This is a genomic window from Spirulina sp. CCNP1310 (assembly GCF_034932185.1).
Taxonomy (GTDB): domain Bacteria; phylum Cyanobacteriota; class Cyanobacteriia; order Cyanobacteriales; family Spirulinaceae; genus Spirulina.
This window is the reverse complement of the sequence record NZ_JAYGHW010000005.1, coordinates 95,047-115,637: the sequence shown is the minus strand read 5'-3', so window position 1 is coordinate 115,637 and position 20,591 is coordinate 95,047. Positions and strand designations below refer to the sequence as shown.

Sequence of the window (20,591 nt, the reverse complement as noted above, 5' to 3'; positions counted from 1 at the left end):
TCTGGCTGGGTTGGAGCAATCCTGCTCAGTTAAGTCCGGTCAATGAACCAAGAATCCCCGTCGCTTTAGCGCGGGGAGTGTCAACTGATCAGCATTAGCCAGTTGGGGGCCAATATCGCCAACCTGATCCGGGGCAAAACCAAAACCCTAGGCAAAACGCCAATCTTGCTCACGGGGATCGGGGTTGCCATGGCCTTGCAGGTGGTCTTTAGCCAATGGGGGGTCATGAATACCCTATTCCACACAGCCCCCTTAACCCTTCAGCAATGGCTGATCTGTCTTGCACCCATGATTCCCATGATTCCGATGGCGATCTTCGCCAACTGGATCGATCCTGGCCCACAGACGGGGATCACACCCAAAGGCGAGGGGTTTGGCCCATAGGGCATAACGCCGCAGGGTGTGGCCGTAGCGATCGCTAATCCCCTGGGAAGGATTGCGATCGCGCATCAGAGCATGGATCACCCGCTGATACCCCAAAGCTGCCGCCTGTCGATGGCAATCCCCCACCAAATAGGCCCCCAAACCGGCATAGGCTCGGCCTGGGAGCTGTGCCAAAGTTTTCAATATCACCTGTTCGCCCCTGGGATCACACCAATCCTCAAAGGCTAAACACAACCCCACCACCTGCTCCCCTACCATCGCCAACCGCACCAACTCCGGCCGCAACCGGAGCAAAAGGGGCTGATAAAGCTGGCAAAATTCCGCCAAACTCAGAGGGGTAAACCGGGGAGCAGTGGCAAAGGCGGCCATAATCAGGGGATAAATTCGCGGGAGTTCTGAGGAAAAATCCAGGGGCGATCTCACTTCTACCCCTTGGGATTGGAACCATTGAGCCAAACGGGGCCAACGGCGATCGACCTTTTTGAGATCGTCGCAGAGGTTAGAGCGGTAGGTGATCAGGGGGCGAAACCCGGTATTAGTGAGGATTTTGGCTTGGGTGTGAGCGGGATCCGGTTCAAGGGCAAAGGGAGGAGCGGAGCCGGGATCAATCACCCCCCGGTAGGTTCCCCAGGTGCTGCCATTGATCGGAGCCATGGCCCAGCGGCAACCTTGGCGTTGTAACCGTTGGCAAGCGGCCAGCAGATCACCCAGATCTCCAACATTTAACCGGAGATCCCCGATATAACCCACGGTTTCCCCTTGATAGGGCGGGAGATCTTGCCACCAGAGGGAGAGGCGATCGCCCTGCCAATCTGGCGGTCTTAAGCCGATTAATTTTTGTCCCATGGTTTAGATTTTGCCCAATAGCGGATAATATAGCGGCATTAGCTAAAGTTTCGCCCTTCATCACATTTTGCAAATGAATACAAAGGATGCAGGCGTTTGCAGTCAAAACTTTAGTCCTTTTTCTCCTGAATCAAATTATTGAAGAGAAAGAAATTTTTTTGTGAAAAACTTGACATGATCGCCTTATCTTCGAGGAAAAACCTAATTCTAACCCTTAGCCTATCAATTTTTATCCTATTTATTTGTAGCACAATTCGCCACAATCTCTTTCAATCCGGAGCATTAGATCTTGGCTATCACGATCAAATTTTATATCTATTAAGCCAAGGAAAACCACCGATTATTTCTTTTTGGGGCTATCATTTTTTAGGCGGTCATGCCGAATGGATTTATTACCCATTATCGTTACTTTATCGCATTTATGCCGATGTGCATATTTTACTTGCTATCCAAGCCATTGTTTTGAGCATTGCGGTTTTGCCTATCCTCAAACTTGGTCAAAAAGCTGGTTTATCGGAGCAAAAAGCTGGGTTAATTGCCATCGCTTACCTCCTTTATCCCCTCATTTTTAACATTAACCTATTCGACTTTCACCCTGAAGTAATTGCCGTTCCCCTCATTTTCACATCAGTTTTATGGGCCCGAAACCGAAACACCATCGGATTTATTCTCTCCATCACCCTGATCCTTGGTTGTCGAGCGTCTCTCTCTTTGCTGGTCATTTCCATGGGCTTCTGGCTCTTTATTTTTGAAAAACGCCGCTGGTATGGCCTTTATGCCGCCAGCATTGGCGCAGCATGGTTTGGCATTTTTACCGCTATTTTATTGCCCATTTTTAAACCCGATGGCCACCATGCCCTAGGGCGTTATGGTCGCCTAGGTAGTTCCATTGGTGAAATGGCGATTAACATTTTCCTCAAACCCCAAGCCGTTTTAGAACAAACCTTAACGCTGCCCAATTTAGAATACTTACTCTTACTCTTTATTCCCCTGCTTTGGGGATTACATTGGCGATATCTAGCACCTTTGATTGCCACCACACCGATTTTGTTCCTAAATCTTCTCAGTAACACCTTAGCCCAAAAAGACATTGTGCATCAATATTCTGTACCTATCCTTCCTTTTTTAATCCTATCAGTGATTGCTACAGTTGCGGATGGAAAGAATTTTTTAAAGCCCAAAAAGTGGATCCTCGCTTGGTGCTTATTTTGTTTTTTTGCCTTGGCGAAATATGGTTATTTTTTCGGGCTTTATTTGTCAGATCTCGATACATGGTCAGCCAATCGTCAAGCCATCACAATGATTGATACCCAAGGGGATGTCCTTACCAATCACAATTTAGTCCCCCATCTCACCCATCGCGCCTTTATTCAGCATCCCCAGGATCATAATTTCGCTGACGATTTAGATCGCTATGAATTTGTGCTGCTCAATGTACGTCATCCTAACTATGGATTTTCTCCAGAAGGGGCGCAGCAATTGCTAGCACGATTAAAAAGTGAGCAACAGTTTGCACCAATATTTGAGCAGGATGATGTTTATTTATTTCGTAAAAATGAGCACCCTTTCAAGGTGGAGCAGTGAAATAATTTCTACTTCCCTAACCATGCTTTCAGCCGTTGCCAAAACGATGGCACTACCGCCGGGGGATCGGCGGGGATTTCGGCACTGTTGAGATAGCGGTAATATTTCCAGATCGGCCAATAGGGACAACCTGGCGCGATCCGAATCCCCGCCCAATGGAGGTATTGCAGCCGCTGGTTGCCACAGTTGGGATCGACTAATACCCCTTCCCCTTGGGGGATAAATTGCGGACTCCCTGCCCAACTGCCGGGAGCACCACCGGGCCGATTGACGAGGTTAAAACGGCGATCGCCCCCGATTTTTCGCAAAATCATGTAGTTAATAATTGGCTGATCGGAAGTCTTTTGGGAAAAATCAAAATATTCCGGGTGAGCCGCACATTCCGCAAAGCTTTCATAGAGATCCTGTTCCGTAAAAAGCTGCTTTTTCGCTGCCCACCAACCGCCATTGAACAAGCTAGCGCGATCCGCTGATGTTAATACGCCAGCGGTGAAAATTTCTTCTGTAAAGACATTGCCAATTCCACCCCGATACTGATAATCACAACAGAGAAAATCATAGTCTGCTAAGGCATCTAAATTATCGGCAATCCGTTCAAAGACAACAATGTCTGTATCAATATAGAGAAATTGATCATATTCTCCAAACCAGCAAGCTTGCTTACGAAACTGATTAGGTCGCGCAAAAAAGCCTGCTCCAAAAATTTCATAGAGTTTGCCGGAAAGCCGCTCGATAAATTCTAAATCTTGATAGAGCTTTACGCCATAATCCCTTGCCAATAATGCCGCCACTTCTTGATAGTTTTCATCGTAGGGAATGAGTGTAATAGGCAGATCAGGATCATAATGGCGGATGCTATTGAGGAGGGCGATCGCCTGGTCGGTAAATTTGTTGTTAGCAGTGATGTAAAGGCCACGCATGGGAGTTAGGGGTGGGGGGTGGGAGCTAAACTGTTGCTATTTTCAAAACTTGAGACCCAGTTTCTGGCGGATCCGTTTCAACAAGCTGGGGGGGCGGTGAAGGGGTTGGGGTTTGCCTCGCCATTGGGGGCGTTGGTGGGGTTGGTGGAGGAAGCGGTAGGCGAGAAAGGTTTCTCGGTAGGGACAATCGAGATTTTCCCCTTCGGTGAGGCGTTTAAATATCCCTGCCCCTACACCGATGTAGTGGAGGAAAGTGAGGCGTTTACCATGGTCGAAAACAAGGCAATCGCGCTCCTCAAAATGGGTAGATGTCACGGCACAGCCTGTTGATTCTGTGGGGGGGAGGTGGATGGCAAAGTTATAGATGGATTTTTGCGATCGCAACATCATGTAATTCAGGAGTGATTGATTGGGGGCGCGGGGATAGAGCAGATCCGCCTCCCCGGTGGCCAACTGCGCCACTAACCATTGCCGCTCCGCCACCGGGAACCGGCCCCGATGGGAAGCAAAAAAGCCAGAGCAAAAAATTTGTGTCCCCAACTGTTCCGGCGTAAACAGAGTTTTAAAATAGGGGGAATCGAGATTAAAAATATGGCTGGGATCTTTAAATTGGAAATCATAAATAACCGTATCGTGGTGATCCAATTGGTTAAAAATGAACTCGACTGAATTCAATACCACCACATCCGCATCAAAATAAATAAACCGCTCAAAGGGAGCCGCTTTATCAAAGGCCGCATAACGATGATTGGCCCCAATCCGTCGCACCCCTTGAATTCCCTGAGCCTGCCATTGTTTGAAAGCGGTGGGGTGAGTATCCCACACTTGGCGAGAAAATTCCTCCCAAGGTGCGAACAGTTCCGGATCCGCCAGGAGCGTCACTTGGGGGCGACGCTCAATTTCTGCCGCCACCTGGCTAATCTGTTCATCATAGGCAAACACCGCCACGGGATAGCCGCCCGCGTTGGCTTCGACACTATTCAAAAATGCGATCAGTTGATCTAAAACAGCATCATTAGCAAGGGTATAGATCCCGTCAGTCATGGCCGGTTTGAGGGGGGACAGGTTCTATTGTAGGGGGATTCAGGGGGGAATGATGGCGCTGAGGCGGATCGTTTCTGAGCCGTTGCTCGCCCGGCTGCTTTCCCGTGGGTTGAAAGCAGCCGGTTGCGGAATCTAGAACCAGAAACCCTCTGGTTTTGCTTAAAGTACAAATGCACGGGCAAAAACATGAGCGTTTTATCCCCCAGGCTGCGGGGTTTTTTGCAAATCCCGCCGCTCTTCCGGGAGAATCGCCCCCGTCACAGGACAGACCTGTAAGCAGATGGCGCAATCAATACAGGTTTGAAAATCAATCCAATACCAATCGGTTCCGAGGGCATTTTTACCAGGGCCGGGATGGATACAGGCTACAGGGCAGGCGGCCACACAGTCCGCCACTCCTTCACAAACATCAGTGACAATGGTGTGGGGCATGGTTTTTTACATTTGTTTACAAATTAAATTAATTGTGACATGGGATATTGCAATCGCCAAGTCGGGAGTGCTCACAATGGGTAATGATGCTGGCATGAAAGATCAATCTCAAGGGTTCTAGGGATAAACGGCATGACATCTAGAGCACTACCGCCGAGTACTCAGGCCTGTACTGGATTGATGTGAGGAAAAAGAATCGTCACAGTTGTGCCTTGGTTAATTTCACTGGAAACCGTGATCTTGCCCTGATGTAAATCAACACATTTTTTAACTACTACAAGCCCTAACCCTGTACCGGGAATATTGCGAACATTTCTACCTCGATTAAATGGTTCAAATAATTGCTTCTGATCAGACAATGGAATGCCAATACCTTGATCAGCAACTTGAATCGTTGCACCAAATTGATCAAACCTTAAAAAACATTTGACTCGAGTATTTTTTGGTGAGTATTTAATGGCATTGGAAAGAATATTTCCTAAAATAGAGCGCAATGACTTTTGATCAAAATAAACAATTTGCCAAGGGCCTTCACAGCGAAACTCTAAAATATGATTAGACGCATCTCCTAAACAGACCTCATCTATAAAATTACGACAAAATTTTTCTAGATCTAGCCATTGGGGATTAAACTCTAATCTGCCAGCTTCTGCCCGATTAATCGTCAAAATATCATCCAGGAGTTGTACCATATTTTTAACGGCATCTTGAATCCGCAGTAAGTTACGAGATCGCTTCTCAGTATCCTGCCAGGTTTGAGGTGAGTTTTCCAAGATCTGAGCCGCAGCTAGAGCGGTACTCAATGGTGTACGAAATTCATGAGATGCCATTGAAAAAAATCGAGCTTTCAAAATTCCCAGTGCCTTTTCGTGCTCTAACGCTGTGCGAAGTTCGACCAATCGCTTTCGTTCAGTAATATCGCGAGAATTAACAATAATTTGAGCAAAGTCAGAACCATTAGTGAACCGTTGACTAATGGCCTCTAATGTCCGCCAAGAACCATCTTTATGGTGACAAGTAAACTCAATGGGCAAAGCTACATCTGGTTCCTCAGTTGCATTTGTAATCCGATAACAAGCTGTCACAAAATCTTCAGAGTGAATCAGTTGAAAAAAGTTTTCACCAACTAGGCTAGAGGGTGAGTAACCTAAGACTTTTTCAACAGAGGGACTAATATATTGAATTGTACCATCTCCCTCTAAAATGGTCACAATATCCAGGGCATTTTCAATCAGTGAACGATACCGTTCTTCACTCCAACGCAACGCCTTTTCAATTTGTTTACGTTCAGTAATATCCCGTTGTACTGCAATCCAATGGGTATAATATCCCCCACGATCTGCCACAGGAACAATGCTAAATTCAACCCAAAATTCAGAGCCGTTTTTGCGATAGTTGATCAGTTCTGCCGTTACCGGTTGCCATTGAGAGAGGGCGATGCGAACCCTGTCGAGAACAGCCCGATCTGTTTTCGGCCCCTGCAAAATGCGAGGGGTTTTGCCAACAACTTCTTCAAGGGAGTAACCTGTTGTTTCCGTAAATGCTTTATTGACATATAAGATTCTCGGCCCCGGCGGATCAATGGGTTCAGCCTCTGTAATCAAAACCGCATCATTACTATTAACCACAACAGACTGAAGTAACCTGACCTGTTCCGCTTGACGTTTTTGTTCAGTAATATCAGCGACAACAACAACAATGCCGTTAATAATTTCACGATCATCTCGTAGCGGTGCAGCCGAAAAAACAATTTCAATCAAAGTGCCATCTTTTCTAGGTCGTCGAATTTCTAAGCTAGGAGGAGTAATTCCCGCCATCACACTTTGCTTAATGGCTCGGTATTCTTCTAAATTATCCGGTAGAATCGGATTAAGCTGATTTAAAAGCTCTGATTCAGTCCAACCAAAAATATGTTCGGCTGCTGGATTCCAAACTTTAATATAGTTGTCTAAGTCTACGGTGAAAATTGCCCGAGGTGACGCATTAATTAAAGACTGTAGAGTTTGATTAGTATGCCGTAAAGCTACCTCAGTCTGTTGTCGCTCAATCACCTCTGCCTGGAGTAATGTATTAGAATATGCTAATTCTTGCGTGCGTTGTTGAACTCGATTTTCTAAATCAATATTAAGATGTTGTAACTGCTCGTATAGCTCCGATTGTTGAATAGCGATCGCCACCTGGGTTGATAGTTGCTGCATTAACTCCACCTCCCAAGGATGCCACTGCCGTGGTTGACTACATTGATGAGCAATTAACAATCCCCAGAGATAAGGCCGACTGGTTCCACTGGGAATATACTGTGGTTTTTGGAGCAATTGTGTTGAATGATTATCTTCTGGCTCCAGCCTTTCCTGGAGAATCGGCACTACCAATTTTGCCTGTACAGCAAACTGTTGTAAAAATTCCGCTAGGCAGGGTTCTACATCAAATTGCCGAATATCTTTAATTGTTCGTGTTTTCCCCAGAGTGTAAGCATGATGATATTCTTTGGGAAAAACTTCTTCAGGGAAAGTTTGGCCTAAGATTGCTGTGTACTGTGGGGATACGGTTTCAGTAACTGTACTCCCTGTACCATCTTCCCAAATTCGATAAATTAAGACCCGATCCACTTGTAAAAACTGTTTAACTTCTGCAACAGTCGTTGCCAAAACCTTGTCTAAGTCCAGCGATCGCCGGATTTGCTGGGCAATTTGATTGACCAAACGTTCCCGTTCTGTCTGTTGCTGTAATGTGCGCTCTATACGCCGTCTTTCATTGATTTGCTGGGAGATCACCCAATAGATGATAATAAGCACCAGTAAAGACACCCCAATACCTAATCCCACGTAGTGAAGGGAAGATAAGGAATTGGGGGTTAGACTGATTTGACTAAATTGCATTTTAGTTGGGTAGCCTGAGCAGTCCAATTTTAAGGATTGAGTTTACTTTCAAAATATGGCTTTTATCTCTAAAATTAAGTATAGCGTAAATTTTAGCCACGTTGCCCAGGGAAATAAAGCCTATATCGGAGAGGCACACCTCACATTCCGTCGGTTAAGCTTAATTTTGTTCGTCAACGATACGTCAGAGGCAATTCAATCACCAAGATTGCTCTTCTGGGTTTATAACTAAATTGTGTATTAGATACATTGCGCAGGTTGTTTGACTGCTGAAAGCCTTGAAAACTTTTGACATTATTTTTTCTTATAATCCTAAGCCGTAAAGACCCACCAAGATTATTATTGATTATGTTTAACGCCCCTTATAATTTATGTAGGAAAGCATCAGATTGATTAATCGATAATAAAAGATTAAATGAACAAATAACGCACCATTTATTGAGCTAAAATTCACCGAACCACTTGACCATTGTACCCCCAATACTCTATGACAACTTGAATAGTTTTTGAAGCCCCCTCTTCCCCTCTCCCATCGTTTGGGAGAGGAGCCAGGGGTAAGAGATTACTCCCAGATTGATTGAGGATTGCTCTAGTTCTTTTAAACAAAGAAAAGCTGATTTGCTCCTGAAAACAGGAGTAGAATGAAAATAATTAGTACAGCAATCATCAAGACTGAAAATGCCCTAGATAAATCCGCCCGTTCCATAAAGATATTGAATTCAAATTTTTCATTTTTATCAAATAAACCTGTGGGTACGGGCGGTTTAGGAAGTTGCTTGCGATAATCTGAACCATAACGGGGCATTCGGGCGAAGGGAAACTCACCTTGAGTCCGCTGGGGTAAAATACGCCGCCGCTGATAGGGAACCGTATGATCACCAAACTGTTCGCGATACTCTTCGGTATTCATCAGGCTGTCAATAAAGCCATTTAATCCCTTGGTTGCTAGAACTACTGACCAAGCAAGAGTTTCTCGATTGTTATATACCGAACGGCCCAAGACACGCTGAATTGTCATTTCAACAAATCGATAGTTATTGTTAACTTCATAATTCAAGCGTCGAAATGAATCTGATAAAACTAGTCCACAGATAAAATCTTTAACCGTAATTTGAAAAGTCTTTAACTGTGATTCTAGAGCGATTTGGCGATGATATGTTAGGCATTGTTGTTCATGATAAATCTGTCGATAGGCTGCCTGAATTAGCATATCCATTTCAGACGGATCGAGTAAATCATGGACTGTATAAATTTTCGGGGTTTCATCTCCGGCGACTTCAAATCCATTGACCCGTTGATTTTGGCTGGAAGGGGGATAAGTAAGGAAAGGAATTGTCATTGCTTTAGGAATTTTAGAGGGTGGTTGAGGAGGATAAGAGAAGATGAATTCGTTCTTGAACAATGCGATCGCGCTCTTGGGCTAATGCTTGCCGGAGAGCATCAATAGTTTGATTTGTGGCAATTTCGCCGAGGGAAACAGCAGCGGCATAGCGTAAAGCCCAATCTTCTGTAGACAGTAATGCCCAAATCAGTTTATTGATGGCGGGGGAGTGGGGATCAGATCGTGAAGGGTGCGATCGCAGTATTTTACCTAACCCCCGTGCAGCAATTCGACGTACATTGCCCTGACAGTGATTAGCAATTTCAACCCCAACCATATTAACCAATAAGGGTAAAGCCCGATCATCGGCAATATTGGCTAAAATTTGCACAATTTGCCCCTGTTTGCCATGATCAATACTGTCATGAAAGGCAGTTATTAAAGGTTCTACACTATCGGGGGCAAGCTGCTCTAAGGCTTGGGCAATGAGGGACGCAATCCCAGGATGCTGATGATCTAAAAGTTGGATAAGTGCCTCAATTTCTCCTGGATGATGGTGTTTTATCAGGATTTCTAAACCAAGGGATGCTTCAGTAGTATTCCTAGTGTTACGAATTTGCTCAAGGATGAGTGAGGAATGGGAAGATAGCATAACCATTCGAGATTTAATGATCGGGTTGATGAAGGGTATGACCGGAGTATAACCACTGATTTAGAGTTGTAACAGTAGTTTATCCATCGCCGCAAAGAGGGTTTGTGCAGCTTCTTGTTTGACCGCAGTGGGGCGATCGCTATCCAAAATGGTTCCAAGAATGCGCTTGAGATTTAAAAGTTTGAGACTATTCCCAAGATTGGCCTGCAAAATGGCTTGTGCTGCTTCCAGATGCCCAACTGCCCCCAAATCAAACGCGGCTGCCCAGCGTAAATAAGGATTAACATGGTCTAAATTTTGAATAATCCGTTCCAAGTACTGAGGTTGCCGAGTAATTTGATAACAATAGCGAGCCGCTGCACATTGAATCCGCTCTGAGGGATTTTTTAAAAATGGTTTCACATCCGATAGGGATTCTTGCACCTGCAATTGTCCTAAGGCTTCAATTAATGCCTCATAGGGTTGGGAATTTCCAGAACGCAGTAATTGCAACAAGGGCGCAACCGCACGGCGATCGCCAATTGCAGCCAAGGCTTGAATCACCGCTTCTCGTAAGTACGCATCCTGATCACAACTCAAGACATCAATGAGCGTGGGTACTGCTTCCACCGATTGGAGAGTTCCTAGAGCACGGGCAGCCTGCCTGCGCACAGGATATCCCCCCTCAACGGTACGGTGGCGATCATGCTGAAGTAACTCACAAAGGAGTGACCAGCTAGATTGCACTTGGTTTTTCGCTAACCACCAAACCGCATAATAACGAATTTGATGATCCTCATTGCGGAGAGCAGCGATCGCTGTCTCAATCCCTAAAATAGGAGCTGCTAATGGAGTTACAGTCATGAGTCACTGAGCGATAACAATCAAAATAGACAGTACCAGTTCTGGGCAGACCATTAACCCAGAACTAGTCGCTTAACTAAACAGGCGTGATCCGAAGGATTTTACCACCACGTTGGTGAATTTCTTGATAGCGAGTAGAGAGTTGATCAAAGGGTACGGTGTACACTTTCCGACTCCGACGTACTGCCACTGGGGTTTGACTTCCTCCCTGAATGACCTCTACGATAAACACTCGTTTATCCCCCTCGACAGGACTCATTCCTAAACCCGTGATGGATTCCATCGATTGGAAAGAAGGCACAATGGCACTGGACAGATTCATCGCCAACTCTCGCTGTAAGCGAGGGCTTTTACCTGCCCTTTGAGCATTATCGCTACTTCCGTTACCTCGGTACAATTGAAATAGCCGATTAAACCCAACCTGTTTCATCCCAGGAATCGATTGAAATCCTCGGTAGTAAGGGACAATAGAATCCCCAAAGGCATCATTATATTCAGGACTATCAAAGTAAGAGGCAATTTCTGCCCCGTAGCCTTGAGATGCATAGAGATCAACATGATAAGCAATCTCAGATTGATCGTAGGGAGCGCGGCCTAAAAAATGTTTGTAATTGAGTTCAATGAATCGAACTTGAGAATTACAGGAGAAAAAACGTTCTTGATAGTAGTCTGACTGGGCTAAGGCTTCAACGAACTGACGTACATTGATTTTGCCATTTCTCAACAATGCCTCAGAACTACTAAAAGCCTCACTGAGGGTTAAGCCTTCTCGGCCAAACACATGGGTATAGGCGGCACGAAAAACCTGCTGTAGGTTATCCTCACTCCAATTTTGGCGAAGTTCAACCTTGTCGCCAATCATTTCACCAATCCCCAATCGGGATGCCATTAAGCTCATGATTCGGTCTCCATAAGTAAAAAGATGTAAAAAAGCAGCAGTTAGGATCAGTTAATGCTTGCTCTCGATCCAGCCATTGCCCAAATAATTAGGTACAGTTTTTGATTCTACAAACCTCAGGCTGTCCCCTTAAGCGGGAGACTGTCCGCAAGATTCATGGGCAAAAGCCGCACTCTGATTAAAACAGCTTAAAAAGGCAAATCGGAGAATAAGGTTTGTTGTGCGCTCAATTCTCCGATGTGCTAAAAACGATGATCCTGAGCGGTATCACCATCATTGAACTGTGGTTAACTTGCCCCAGTTCTTTGCTGATCGGTGATTAGCTCAATGCGTTAATTGCATAGTTAAGATAGATGTTGGCTTCACCGCCCACATCTCCGGACAAACCATGGTTGTCCCGGACAAATTCCAAGGCAGCAACGTACCAACTAGGCGACAAACCAAGCGCTGCATTAAATTCTTTCACGCCCGCAATCACATACTCATCCAATGGCCCAGTGCCACCCACCACACAACAATAGCTGATCGTCCGCAGATAATGACTGATATCGCGCACGCATTTAGATTTCCCCTCGGGGGTAGAGGCGTACTGAGAGCCTTGCATTTGGGTGGTGTAGGGAAATTTGTGATAAACATGGTTGGCGGCGGCTTCAGCCCAAGCTTGACCATTTTGGTTAAATGCTTTAGCCGCGTCTAAACCGGCATTGGCGCGGTTAAACCGACCGAAAATGGCCTGCATTTCGGTATTGCTTAGGTAAGCGCCGCGAGAATCAGCAGCAGAGATTGCCTCAGTTAAAGGGGTTTTCATAGCGAATAGGTCTCCGTAGTTAAAATGTAAAACAAGAGCACAAACAAGGGAAAAACAGAAATTTAAAGCACTGGCATTAGGCAACAGCAGCAGCGGCTCGGTCAAAGTAACCGGCCAATTCTGACATCAAGGACTTGCAATCGCCTTTGGTAATGCCATTGGAGTCGTTAGCGATCGCAACGGCTGCATCTTTCATTTTGCCAATACCGGAAGCAACGGTTGCGCCGGGTGTGCCTAAGGCTTGGTAGGTTTCCCGTAAACCATTGAGGCAGCGATCATCCATCACACTGGCATCACCCGCCAACATCGAATAGGTGACATAACGGAGAATGAAACCTAAATCACGCAGGCAAGCAGCCTGATTACGATGGTGGAAGCAAGCACCGCCCGGGCCGAAAACTTGGGGTTGTTCAGCCACCAACGCCCGATAAGCATTGGAGGTAATCGCGGCAGCACTACTGGTCAGACGGTTAACCACATCCAACCGTTTGTTACTATCAGCAACCATTGCGGCCAAAGCGTTCACTTGGTCATCATTCAGGTAAGTACCTTGGGAATCGGCTTGGGCCACAACTCGGGAAAAAGCATCCAACATAGTGTAGGTTCTCCTAATTTTTCTGGGGTTTGTGCAGTAGGGTGTTGCCCTTCTTCCACATGAGTGAGGAGCTTACTGTGACAAAGGTAAAAAAATCGGTACAAAAGTTGTAAAAAAGTCGGAAAGATGCCAAAAATCGGGTCAATCTTTACAGTTCTTTACATTGTCAATTCTTTACAGTTCTTTACATAACGTAGGTTGGCCCCCCTGCCTTTATAATGGGGTGATTCTCCTTCGATTGAAATGGTAGAAGTTCGGCTTTGCCTACTGCTGCCATTTGATCTCAAAGCCCTAGCCTTGAGGGCGGGGAGTTTTTCAAAGGCTTGTAACTGCATCAAAAACTGCTCGTGAGAGCGAATTTAAAGGGTAGACTTTGGTGATCCATGTCACATGAGAATTCTTTTAGTGGAAGATGATATTCCCCTGGCAGAGACGCTGGCAGAAGCGATGACGGATCAACAGTATGTTGTTGACTTGGCAGAGGATGGTGAGCAAGGCTGGGATTTTGTGAAAGTGTTTGACTATGATCTAATGTTGCTGGACATTATGCTACCGGCAATAGATGGGTTTGCTCTTTGTCAACGATTGCGATCGCATGGTTATAAAATGCCAGTGTTGATGATCACCGCCAGAGACACAATTAGCGACAAAATCACTGGCTTGGATGCTGGTGCTGATGATTATATTGTCAAGCCCATTGATTTAGGCGAATTATTTGCTCGGATTCGTGCCTTACTCAGACGTGGCAGCAATGTCATGCCTCCGATTCTGGAGTGGGGGGGATTGCGGTTAAATCCTAGTACATTTGAAGTGAGTTATGATCACCAATTTCTCCGACTAACGCCAAAGGAGTTTAGTTTATTAGAATTGCTACTGCGCAGTAATCGCCGCGTGCTCAGTCGTAGTGTGATTCTTGAAAACCTCTGGAAAACGGAATCTTCTCCAGATGAACATGCAGTAAAAGTTCACATCAGAAGCTTAAGGCAAAAGCTCAAGACCGCAGGTGCAGATGAGGATTTTATTGAAACAGTTTATGGTATTGGTTATCGTCTGAAGTCTTTTGCATAAAAATAGCGATGCATTCCCCTGCCCAAGAAAACGCAACTCGTTGTTCATGGGGACTTCCACAATGGAATTGATAGGTACGTGCTACTACAAGGCAGGCGGCCACACATCGCCAAGCACAACCCAGCCTGATGAAACCCGACAAATCACGGCTGGATTGATGCCTTGACGTGCTTCCTTAACCCGGCGATGAATTAGAGTAGACATTCCAAGTTTTAGTTAGATGTCCACTTTAAGCGACAATTTCAACGATTGTCCCAATCTGCACAAAGTCATAAAGCTCATTAATATCTTGATTTTTAAGCGATGGACAGCCCCATGTCCAATTCTCTCGCAGATCAATCATGGCATCACTACCAACTGGCACACCATGAATCCCAATTTCACCACCAATGGTACTATACCAGGGAATTTTACCCTTTTGCTTTGCGAGGTTATGTTTGCACTCGGATTGCGCGTTAGGATAGTCAAGCCAAAGAAATTTTGACCAACTGGGATGGGGATATTTGTCCTTGATTTTCAAAATGCCTTCGGGGGTTTTGCGATCGCCTTCCCGCTGTTTATCGCCGACTAAATTACCAAACACGACTGGATAGGATTTTACGGGTTTTTGGTTGTAGTAAACTGTCAAGCGGTACTGACTTTTTTCAATCAGAATGGAGATTTGGCGGCGATCAAAATTCGCGGGCAGTAGTTGGTCTAAGGCTTGATCGGTATTTATGAGTGTGTTTGGAACCTGATGCAGGGTGGCATCGGCAGGACAAACTATCGGCCGGGTGAGGGAGAGGAGTTGAACAACCGGGGGGATCAACCCTCGATAAACGGCCAATTTATAGATCAACCCCAAGCCTACTACTACAATGATAGCCAACCGGAATTTTGATGACTGAAGATATTGCATAAGCTAATTCTCCTCATTTTGCCAGAAGCATAACTCATCTGTTTCCACCGCACCAACGCAGTGTTAGGTGATGGGTATAACACGGAGGCGTAACCCAAGTACATCTAAGACTTTGAGAACTATGGCAAACTCTGGATTGCCTTTTAAAGAAGTGACATCTAACGATGAATTTAGGTGTTTTTTCCAGTGACAGTTTCCGGTGCAACAGCCGTAATTCCTTCAGAGAGGTATCGTTTAAAGTCTTCTACGTTCAACGTGAGTATGTGTGATATAGCATTAACTTTCATTGCTGCAACCAATCGAGCATCGTGAACCTGAACCCCTGAAACACCGAAAACAAAAACCAGTCTTCGCCATTCTCTGTAAATTTCAGAACTGTCAGGCAATACTGGAAAAAGTCGTTCAATTAGCTGCAAAAGTTGTTCAGCTTCAGGAGGAGTTAATCCAAATCCATTTCTCTCAATAGGTCGAGTTGCAACATTCCAAAATTCAATACAATTTTGAGAAGAGATTTGTAGTTTATGTCCATTTTGACGTAGTTCTCGAACAGCGGTTCTAATCAAGGGATGAAGAGGGTGAGAGCGATCTGCGAATCGCAAAAGAACGTTTGTATCTACCAAATAAAGCACAATCAGGGATGCTCCTCATAAATTCCTGCTCGACTCACAGAATAATCTGACAGGCAAGGTATGGTGTTTCCAATATACCTTTGAAATTCGTCAGCTAGACAATCAGCAGTCGCCTCAAACTCTTCATCTTCTTGAACAAGATCATTACTGAATGGTCGCAAAGCCCGGTGCTTTTCATCCCAAGCTAGAAATTCAACAAAATCGAGAACTTCCAGGATTTTGATCTCAGATAGAGCGTGGAGCTTTCGCACAATTTCTGCAATTAATGTTTCCATAGTTTCTCCTCTTGGATTTCTGGGGGTTGCGAGTTCAGTAGCAACAATATCAGGAACAATCACGGATTGGTGAAGCTTACATTCCTCAGGTTAAGAGAAATTATGTTAGTAAGCGGTGCGTCAGACATAATTCAACCTCCCATATCATCATTGATCCTGTCTGACGCACCCTACAATTCTTAACAACTTTTCGTAGGTTTACATTTGTTTTACACTGTGGATTGCCAAATATATCCTTAAGTGACAGCTCCATAAATGATTCAGCAGCATAGCGACCCAGTTCGACTGCGGGGCGGGCCTTAGCAACCTGGAACGATTGGAAACTGTGACAGCCCGCCCCGTTAGGTGCAACGCCTTGTTCGGCCTCATTTTGAAATCCACCATTAGAGAGATTCCAATTGCTCTTTGGTCGTTGTATTCGCCCGTACAATTAGTCGAAGCGCAGCATGCAAGGTTGCGAGATAGTAATAGAACATCCAGCTGTACCATATACCCTTATCATAAGCTGTTTTCTGGGACGGATTGTGATGGCGGATGCCGAAATTGTTGGCGAGGTTGAACAAGTCGCTTTCGTCTTTAGGTTGCAGCACTTGCTTGAGTTGCGGGCGCAGATATTCAAGCACATCAGCCAACTCACGGATGGCATCGCGACGATCTTCGAGCGACGAACGGTGTCTTCTGAACTTCCTCCGCGCTGCATCAATACGCTGTTCAACGTTGCTTGGATCAAGAGTTGGAAGGGGAGCCTCGAATAAGCCCTCAAGCCCAGTCTCAGCAAGGCTCAAGACCTCACCATCCGAAGATAGCTCGAACCCATCCGAGTAGATGGCAAGTACTTTGTTCACCTTCTCTCGGAACTCTGTCCGACCAGCTCCGATGTCAAACTCCTGACAATGCCACCCGCAATTATTGAAGCTATGGTAATAACGCTTGGTGGGCTTTGCGCAGTGATCGTGAAGAAACTCGATCATATCAAAAAGATCGTCTTCGCTGTACTGCTCGATCTGCCGGTGAATGGGAGTCAAACCGGTCTTCCGCAGTTCGAGCAGTACTGTACCCTGCAAGTCATAACCTAGTTCGCCTGGAACGAACCCATCATCGACGCACTCATACCCAAGGGATTTCTGGAAGTAGCCTTCGCCCTCGAATTGGAGAAAGAGGGTCTTGAACATCCCTAGCAGCGTGGGAAGATCAATGGCCGCCGACTGATCATTCTTCCCAGTCCGGACGGAATAGTAAGGGCTTTTCCGGTTGGCGCTTATGTTTCTCGGTTGCTCCATGGTCGCGAAACCTCACAGGTTACCAAAAGACCTCACTGGACAGATAGTGCGACTCGCTCCGTGGTTCGTGGGTTTGTTGACGAACTATATATTAAATCGCGCTTGCAGTATAACTTCCCTTAGCAGGGTTTTGTCAAGCGCTTGCGGTCTAACTCCGGTATTATGAATGTTATCCCGCAACTGCCGGATAACACTCCCATTTGGGGACTTTTACCAGAGCCAAAGCGATGGAAACACCTTAATTACCCGAACTCCTTGACCGCAGGAGCAGAGCCGCAAGTTTTGCCGTGCGTTTAGCTTGCCTAGTTGTCCTGAGGGGGCAGGGTCGGTGTTTGGTGGGCGGGTTGGGGAGTAGTGCGATCGCAACCGATGGCAATAGTCCGCGAGGCCAAAGGATTTGTTACATTGAAGGACGATAGGTACGCTAATGCGGATCGCCCCATCCCCCGGAGTGTTTGTGCGTCTTTCTCAACTGCTGATTTCCCTCTTGCTCACTCTCACCCTCCTCACCGGCTGGATTGCCCCCGCCCAAGGGGCCATTACTCTAGCGGATTTAGAAGCGGGGGAGGCCCTAGCGGGAGAGGCGATCGCCGCCCTCGAACAAGGCAACTTGGAGCAAGCCGAAACCCTTTGGAGCCAACTGATCGAGGAATTCCCCACCAATCCCGCCCTCTGGAGTAATCGCGGCAATACTCGCCTCAGTCAAAACCGCGTTGATGATGCGATTGCTGATTTTAATGAGGCGATCGCCCTCGCCCCCGATGCCCCCGACCCCTACCTCAACCGGGGCATTGCCTACGAAGCATTGGGGGATTGGACAAAAGCGATCGCCGATTATGATCAAGTCCTCAGCCTCAACCCCGAAGATGCGATCGCCTATAACAATCGCGGCAACGCCAAAGGCGGCCAAGGGGATTGGCCAGGCGCAGTCGAGGATTATCAAGGGGCGATCGCCCGCCAACCCCAATTTTCCATGGCCCAAGCCAACTATGCCCTCGCCCTCTACCAAGTCGGCCAGGACGAAGCCGCCCTCAAAGCCATGCAATCCTTAGCCCGGAAATATCCCATGTTCCCCGATATGCGAGCCGCCCTCACCGCCATCCTCTGGGGAATGAACCGCCAAGGAGAAGCCGAAAGCCATTGGGTCGCCGCCATTGGTTTAGATGGCCGCTATCAAAATCTCGACTGGGTACGGGAGATCCGCCGCTGGCCGCCCCGCATTACCCAGGATCTTGAGCATTTCCTGACGTTGGAATGAAGGAAGCCTCTCGTTACTTGGCTCCGCCCAGTAACGCATTCTTGGCGGCTCCGCCTCCATTAGGCGGCAGAGCCGCCTAAAGCCCATGCCATGGCAGAGCCATGGCACGAGATAGGAAGCCCATGCCATGGCACGAGATGACCTAAGCTCGGCTTCTTAATCTCTTCTTTAGCAGCGATTGAAAATAATCACGGTACGTTAAAACTAAAGGCAGGTGTTTGCAGCCAAACACTGCCATTGCTATATGAGGCGATCGAGAAGTTTATGACAAAACGAACCTTTGGTGTGATTGGCCTAGCCGTCATGGGGGAAAACCTCGCCCTCAATGTGGAAAGCCGAGGCTTTCCCATTGCCGTCTACAACCGCACAGGTGCGAAAACCGAGCAATTCATGGCCGAAAGGGCCCAAGGGAAAGATGTCAAAGCCGCCTATTCCCTGGAAGAATTTGTCAACATCCTCGAACGACCCCGCAAAATCCTCGTGATGGTCAAAGCAGGGGCCCCCGTGGACAAGGTGATTCAAGACCTTAAACCCCTCCTCGAACCAGGAGACATGATCATTGATGGTGGCAACTCCCTCTATGAAGACACCGAACGCCGCACCGAGGAACTCGAAGCCGCCGGCCTCGGCTTTGTGGGTATGGGCGTGAGTGGAGGCGAAGAAGGCGCACTCAAAGGCCCCAGCTTAATGCCGGGGGGAACCGCCAGCGCCTATAAAGAACTAGAGCCGATTCTCGTTAAAATTGCTGCCCAAGTCGATGATGGCCCTTGCGTCGCCTACATTGGCCGGGGTGGCGCAGGCCACTACGTCAAAATGGTGCATAACGGCATTGAATATGGCGATATGCAACTGATTGCCGAAGCCTACGACCTGCTCAAATTGGGAGCCGGTTTAACCAATCCCGAACTCCATGAAGTGTTTGCCCAGTGGAATACCACCGATGAACTCAACTCGTTCCTGATTGAAATCACCGCTGATATTTTCACCCAGATGGATCCCGAAACCAATCAGCATCTTGTCGATTTAATCTTGGATTCGGCGGGCCAGAAGGGAACAGGCCGCTGGACAGTGATGTCTGCGTTGGAATTGGGCGTACCGGTGCCGACGATGTATGCGGCGGTCAATGCCCGGATTATGTCCTCCTATAAGGAGGAGCGGGTCGCAGCATCCCAACAGATTACGGCTCAAGTGGGGACGTTTAAGGGGGATAAGGCAACGTTTGTTGACCAAGTGCGCGATGCCCTCTATTGCTCAAAAATGTGCTCCTATGCCCAAGGCATGGCCCTGTTGCGGAAAGCTTCAGCGGAATATAACTATGGGTTAGATCTGGGGGAAGATGCCCGGATTTGGAAAGGGGGCTGTATTATTCGGGCGGGTTTCCTGGATAAGATTAAGGCGGCGTTTACGGAAAACCCCGATCTGCCCAACCTCTTGCTGGCTCCGGAGTTTAAGCAGAGCATTTTGGATCGTCAGACCGCTTGGCGAACGGTGTTGGTGACGGCCAATGATTTGGGGATTCCGATTCCGGCCTTTAGTGCCTCCCTGGATTATTTCGATAGTTATCGGCGCGATCGCCTCCCCCAAAACCTCACCCAGGCACAACGGGATTACTTCGGGGCGCACACCTACGAGCGCACCGATAAACCCAGGGGTGAAATGTTCCACACCCAATGGATGGCGGATTAAAAGGGAAGAAGTGAGGAGTGAGGAGTGAGGGAAAACAGTAAACTTCACGCTCTCCTCTCTTCTCTATCCTCTTTTCTCCCTAAGAGGAGCCAATTTAAAGCCCCCACTGGGGAAAGGGTTAACCCATGCTTGTACCTTGCGATCTTCACAAAAGAGAGGTTAATGATTCAGTGTTTGCTATTCATCGTGTTACAAATTACGAAATTAGGCTGAGTTCCTAAAAAGAAGAGTTAGGTTGAGGGTATATGCTGAGTTGGAGATTAAGGGTAGCATTCAGCAATGACATTAAGG

The 20,591-nt window shown here is 46.9% G+C and carries 19 protein-coding genes; 5 read left to right on the top strand and 14 right to left on the bottom strand.

Annotated features, from left to right (window positions below; all coding sequences use genetic code 11):
- The first annotated feature begins 189 nt into the window (after positions 1 to 189).
- Complete coding sequence (locus VB712_RS02820) at positions 190 to 384, top strand: hypothetical protein (protein WP_323251917.1); 195 nt, start codon at positions 190 to 192, stop codon at positions 382 to 384.
- A 1,020-nt stretch (positions 385 to 1,404) separates the two neighbouring features.
- Positions 1,405 to 2,814 (top strand): DUF2079 domain-containing protein, encoded by a 1,410-nt coding sequence (locus VB712_RS02815; RefSeq protein ID WP_323251911.1) that lies wholly within the window; start codon positions 1,405 to 1,407, stop codon positions 2,812 to 2,814.
- An 8-nt stretch (positions 2,815 to 2,822) separates the two neighbouring features.
- Here the strand turns inward: VB712_RS02815 and VB712_RS02810 are convergent, their stop codons facing one another.
- From VB712_RS02810 to VB712_RS02765, 10 genes are all read right to left on the bottom strand, one after another.
- Positions 2,823 to 3,734, bottom strand: coding sequence for an Npun_R2821/Npun_R2822 family protein (locus VB712_RS02810; protein WP_323251909.1), 912 nt, complete (start codon positions 3,732 to 3,734; stop codon positions 2,823 to 2,825).
- Between the two features lie 42 nt (positions 3,735 to 3,776).
- A complete protein-coding gene (locus VB712_RS02805) occupies positions 3,777 to 4,778 on the bottom strand; it encodes an Npun_R2821/Npun_R2822 family protein (protein ID WP_323251907.1) in 1,002 nt (333 codons plus the stop codon).
- A gap of 195 nt (positions 4,779 to 4,973) precedes the next feature.
- Positions 4,974 to 5,210, bottom strand: a complete 237-nt coding sequence (locus VB712_RS02800; RefSeq protein ID WP_323251905.1) for a ferredoxin family protein — start codon at positions 5,208 to 5,210, stop codon at positions 4,974 to 4,976.
- A 161-nt stretch (positions 5,211 to 5,371) separates the two neighbouring features.
- Positions 5,372 to 8,089 carry a PAS domain S-box protein gene (locus VB712_RS02795; RefSeq protein WP_323251903.1) on the bottom strand — a complete coding sequence of 906 codons (2,718 nt, stop codon included), beginning with the start codon at positions 8,087 to 8,089 and terminating at the stop codon, positions 5,372 to 5,374.
- A 598-nt stretch (positions 8,090 to 8,687) separates the two neighbouring features.
- Positions 8,688 to 9,428 carry a phycobilisome rod-core linker polypeptide gene (locus tag VB712_RS02790; protein WP_323251901.1) on the bottom strand — a complete coding sequence of 247 codons (741 nt, stop codon included), beginning with the start codon at positions 9,426 to 9,428 and terminating at the stop codon, positions 8,688 to 8,690.
- Between the two features lie 13 nt (positions 9,429 to 9,441).
- A complete protein-coding gene (locus VB712_RS02785; protein WP_323251899.1) occupies positions 9,442 to 10,062 on the bottom strand; it encodes a HEAT repeat domain-containing protein in 621 nt (206 codons plus the stop codon).
- Between the two features lie 60 nt (positions 10,063 to 10,122).
- Positions 10,123 to 10,905 (bottom strand): HEAT repeat domain-containing protein, encoded by a 783-nt coding sequence (locus VB712_RS02780; RefSeq protein ID WP_323251897.1) that lies wholly within the window; start codon positions 10,903 to 10,905, stop codon positions 10,123 to 10,125.
- 76 nt (positions 10,906 to 10,981) lie between these two features.
- A complete protein-coding gene (locus VB712_RS02775; protein ID WP_416236230.1) occupies positions 10,982 to 11,806 on the bottom strand; it encodes a phycobilisome rod-core linker polypeptide in 825 nt (274 codons plus the stop codon).
- A gap of 316 nt (positions 11,807 to 12,122) precedes the next feature.
- Complete coding sequence (locus VB712_RS02770; RefSeq protein WP_323251894.1) at positions 12,123 to 12,611, bottom strand: phycocyanin subunit alpha; 489 nt, start codon at positions 12,609 to 12,611, stop codon at positions 12,123 to 12,125.
- Between the two features lie 76 nt (positions 12,612 to 12,687).
- Positions 12,688 to 13,206: a phycocyanin subunit beta gene (locus VB712_RS02765; RefSeq protein ID WP_323251892.1), complete on the bottom strand. Its 519-nt coding sequence runs from the start codon at positions 13,204 to 13,206 to the stop codon at positions 12,688 to 12,690.
- A 390-nt stretch (positions 13,207 to 13,596) separates the two neighbouring features.
- Between VB712_RS02765 and VB712_RS02760 the strand changes: the two genes are divergently transcribed.
- Positions 13,597 to 14,274, top strand: a complete 678-nt coding sequence (locus tag VB712_RS02760) for a response regulator transcription factor (RefSeq protein ID WP_416236228.1) — start codon at positions 13,597 to 13,599, stop codon at positions 14,272 to 14,274.
- A 229-nt stretch (positions 14,275 to 14,503) separates the two neighbouring features.
- Here the strand turns inward: VB712_RS02760 and VB712_RS02755 are convergent, their stop codons facing one another.
- From VB712_RS02755 to VB712_RS02740, 4 genes are all read right to left on the bottom strand, one after another.
- Positions 14,504 to 15,142 carry a L,D-transpeptidase gene (locus VB712_RS02755; RefSeq protein ID WP_323251888.1) on the bottom strand — a complete coding sequence of 213 codons (639 nt, stop codon included), beginning with the start codon at positions 15,140 to 15,142 and terminating at the stop codon, positions 14,504 to 14,506.
- A gap of 200 nt (positions 15,143 to 15,342) precedes the next feature.
- Positions 15,343 to 15,801, bottom strand: a complete 459-nt coding sequence (locus VB712_RS02750; protein ID WP_323251886.1) for a type II toxin-antitoxin system VapC family toxin — start codon at positions 15,799 to 15,801, stop codon at positions 15,343 to 15,345.
- A 2-nt stretch (positions 15,802 to 15,803) separates the two neighbouring features.
- Positions 15,804 to 16,076 (bottom strand): hypothetical protein, encoded by a 273-nt coding sequence (locus VB712_RS02745; RefSeq protein ID WP_323251884.1) that lies wholly within the window; start codon positions 16,074 to 16,076, stop codon positions 15,804 to 15,806.
- A gap of 383 nt (positions 16,077 to 16,459) precedes the next feature.
- On the bottom strand, positions 16,460 to 17,356 hold the full coding sequence (locus tag VB712_RS02740) for a hypothetical protein (protein ID WP_323251881.1): 897 nt from the start codon (positions 17,354 to 17,356) through the stop codon (positions 16,460 to 16,462).
- Positions 17,357 to 17,783: 427 nt separating this feature from the next.
- Between VB712_RS02740 and VB712_RS02735 the strand changes: the two genes are divergently transcribed.
- Together VB712_RS02735 and gnd are read left to right on the top strand one after the other, a co-directional pair.
- Positions 17,784 to 18,614, top strand: coding sequence for a tetratricopeptide repeat protein (locus tag VB712_RS02735; RefSeq protein WP_323251879.1), 831 nt, complete (start codon positions 17,784 to 17,786; stop codon positions 18,612 to 18,614).
- Between the two features lie 264 nt (positions 18,615 to 18,878).
- Entirely contained in the window at positions 18,879 to 20,300 is a 1,422-nt protein-coding gene (gene gnd / locus VB712_RS02730) for a decarboxylating NADP(+)-dependent phosphogluconate dehydrogenase (protein ID WP_323251877.1), read from the top strand.
- Positions 20,301 to 20,591: the final 291 nt, after the last annotated feature.

Coding starts and splice junctions, on each gene's coding strand:
- VB712_RS02820 (WP_323251917.1), top strand. CDS start 190: ATGGCCTTGCAGGTGGTCTTTAGCCAATGGGGGGTCATGAATACCCTA.
- VB712_RS02815 (WP_323251911.1), top strand. CDS start 1,405: ATGATCGCCTTATCTTCGAGGAAAAACCTAATTCTAACCCTTAGCCTA.
- VB712_RS02810 (WP_323251909.1), bottom strand. CDS start 3,734: ATGCGTGGCCTTTACATCACTGCTAACAACAAATTTACCGACCAGGCG.
- VB712_RS02805 (WP_323251907.1), bottom strand. CDS start 4,778: ATGACTGACGGGATCTATACCCTTGCTAATGATGCTGTTTTAGATCAA.
- VB712_RS02800 (WP_323251905.1), bottom strand. CDS start 5,210: ATGCCCCACACCATTGTCACTGATGTTTGTGAAGGAGTGGCGGACTGT.
- VB712_RS02795 (WP_323251903.1), bottom strand. CDS start 8,089: ATGCAATTTAGTCAAATCAGTCTAACCCCCAATTCCTTATCTTCCCTT.
- VB712_RS02790 (WP_323251901.1), bottom strand. CDS start 9,428: ATGACAATTCCTTTCCTTACTTATCCCCCTTCCAGCCAAAATCAACGG.
- VB712_RS02785 (WP_323251899.1), bottom strand. CDS start 10,062: ATGCTATCTTCCCATTCCTCACTCATCCTTGAGCAAATTCGTAACACT.
- VB712_RS02780 (WP_323251897.1), bottom strand. CDS start 10,905: ATGACTGTAACTCCATTAGCAGCTCCTATTTTAGGGATTGAGACAGCG.
- VB712_RS02770 (WP_323251894.1), bottom strand. CDS start 12,611: ATGAAAACCCCTTTAACTGAGGCAATCTCTGCTGCTGATTCTCGCGGC.
- VB712_RS02765 (WP_323251892.1), bottom strand. CDS start 13,206: ATGTTGGATGCTTTTTCCCGAGTTGTGGCCCAAGCCGATTCCCAAGGT.
- VB712_RS02760 (WP_416236228.1), top strand. CDS start 13,597: ATGAGAATTCTTTTAGTGGAAGATGATATTCCCCTGGCAGAGACGCTG.
- VB712_RS02745 (WP_323251884.1), bottom strand. CDS start 16,076: ATGGAAACATTAATTGCAGAAATTGTGCGAAAGCTCCACGCTCTATCT.
- VB712_RS02740 (WP_323251881.1), bottom strand. CDS start 17,356: ATGGAGCAACCGAGAAACATAAGCGCCAACCGGAAAAGCCCTTACTAT.
- VB712_RS02735 (WP_323251879.1), top strand. CDS start 17,784: ATGCGGATCGCCCCATCCCCCGGAGTGTTTGTGCGTCTTTCTCAACTG.
- gnd (WP_323251877.1), top strand. CDS start 18,879: ATGACAAAACGAACCTTTGGTGTGATTGGCCTAGCCGTCATGGGGGAA.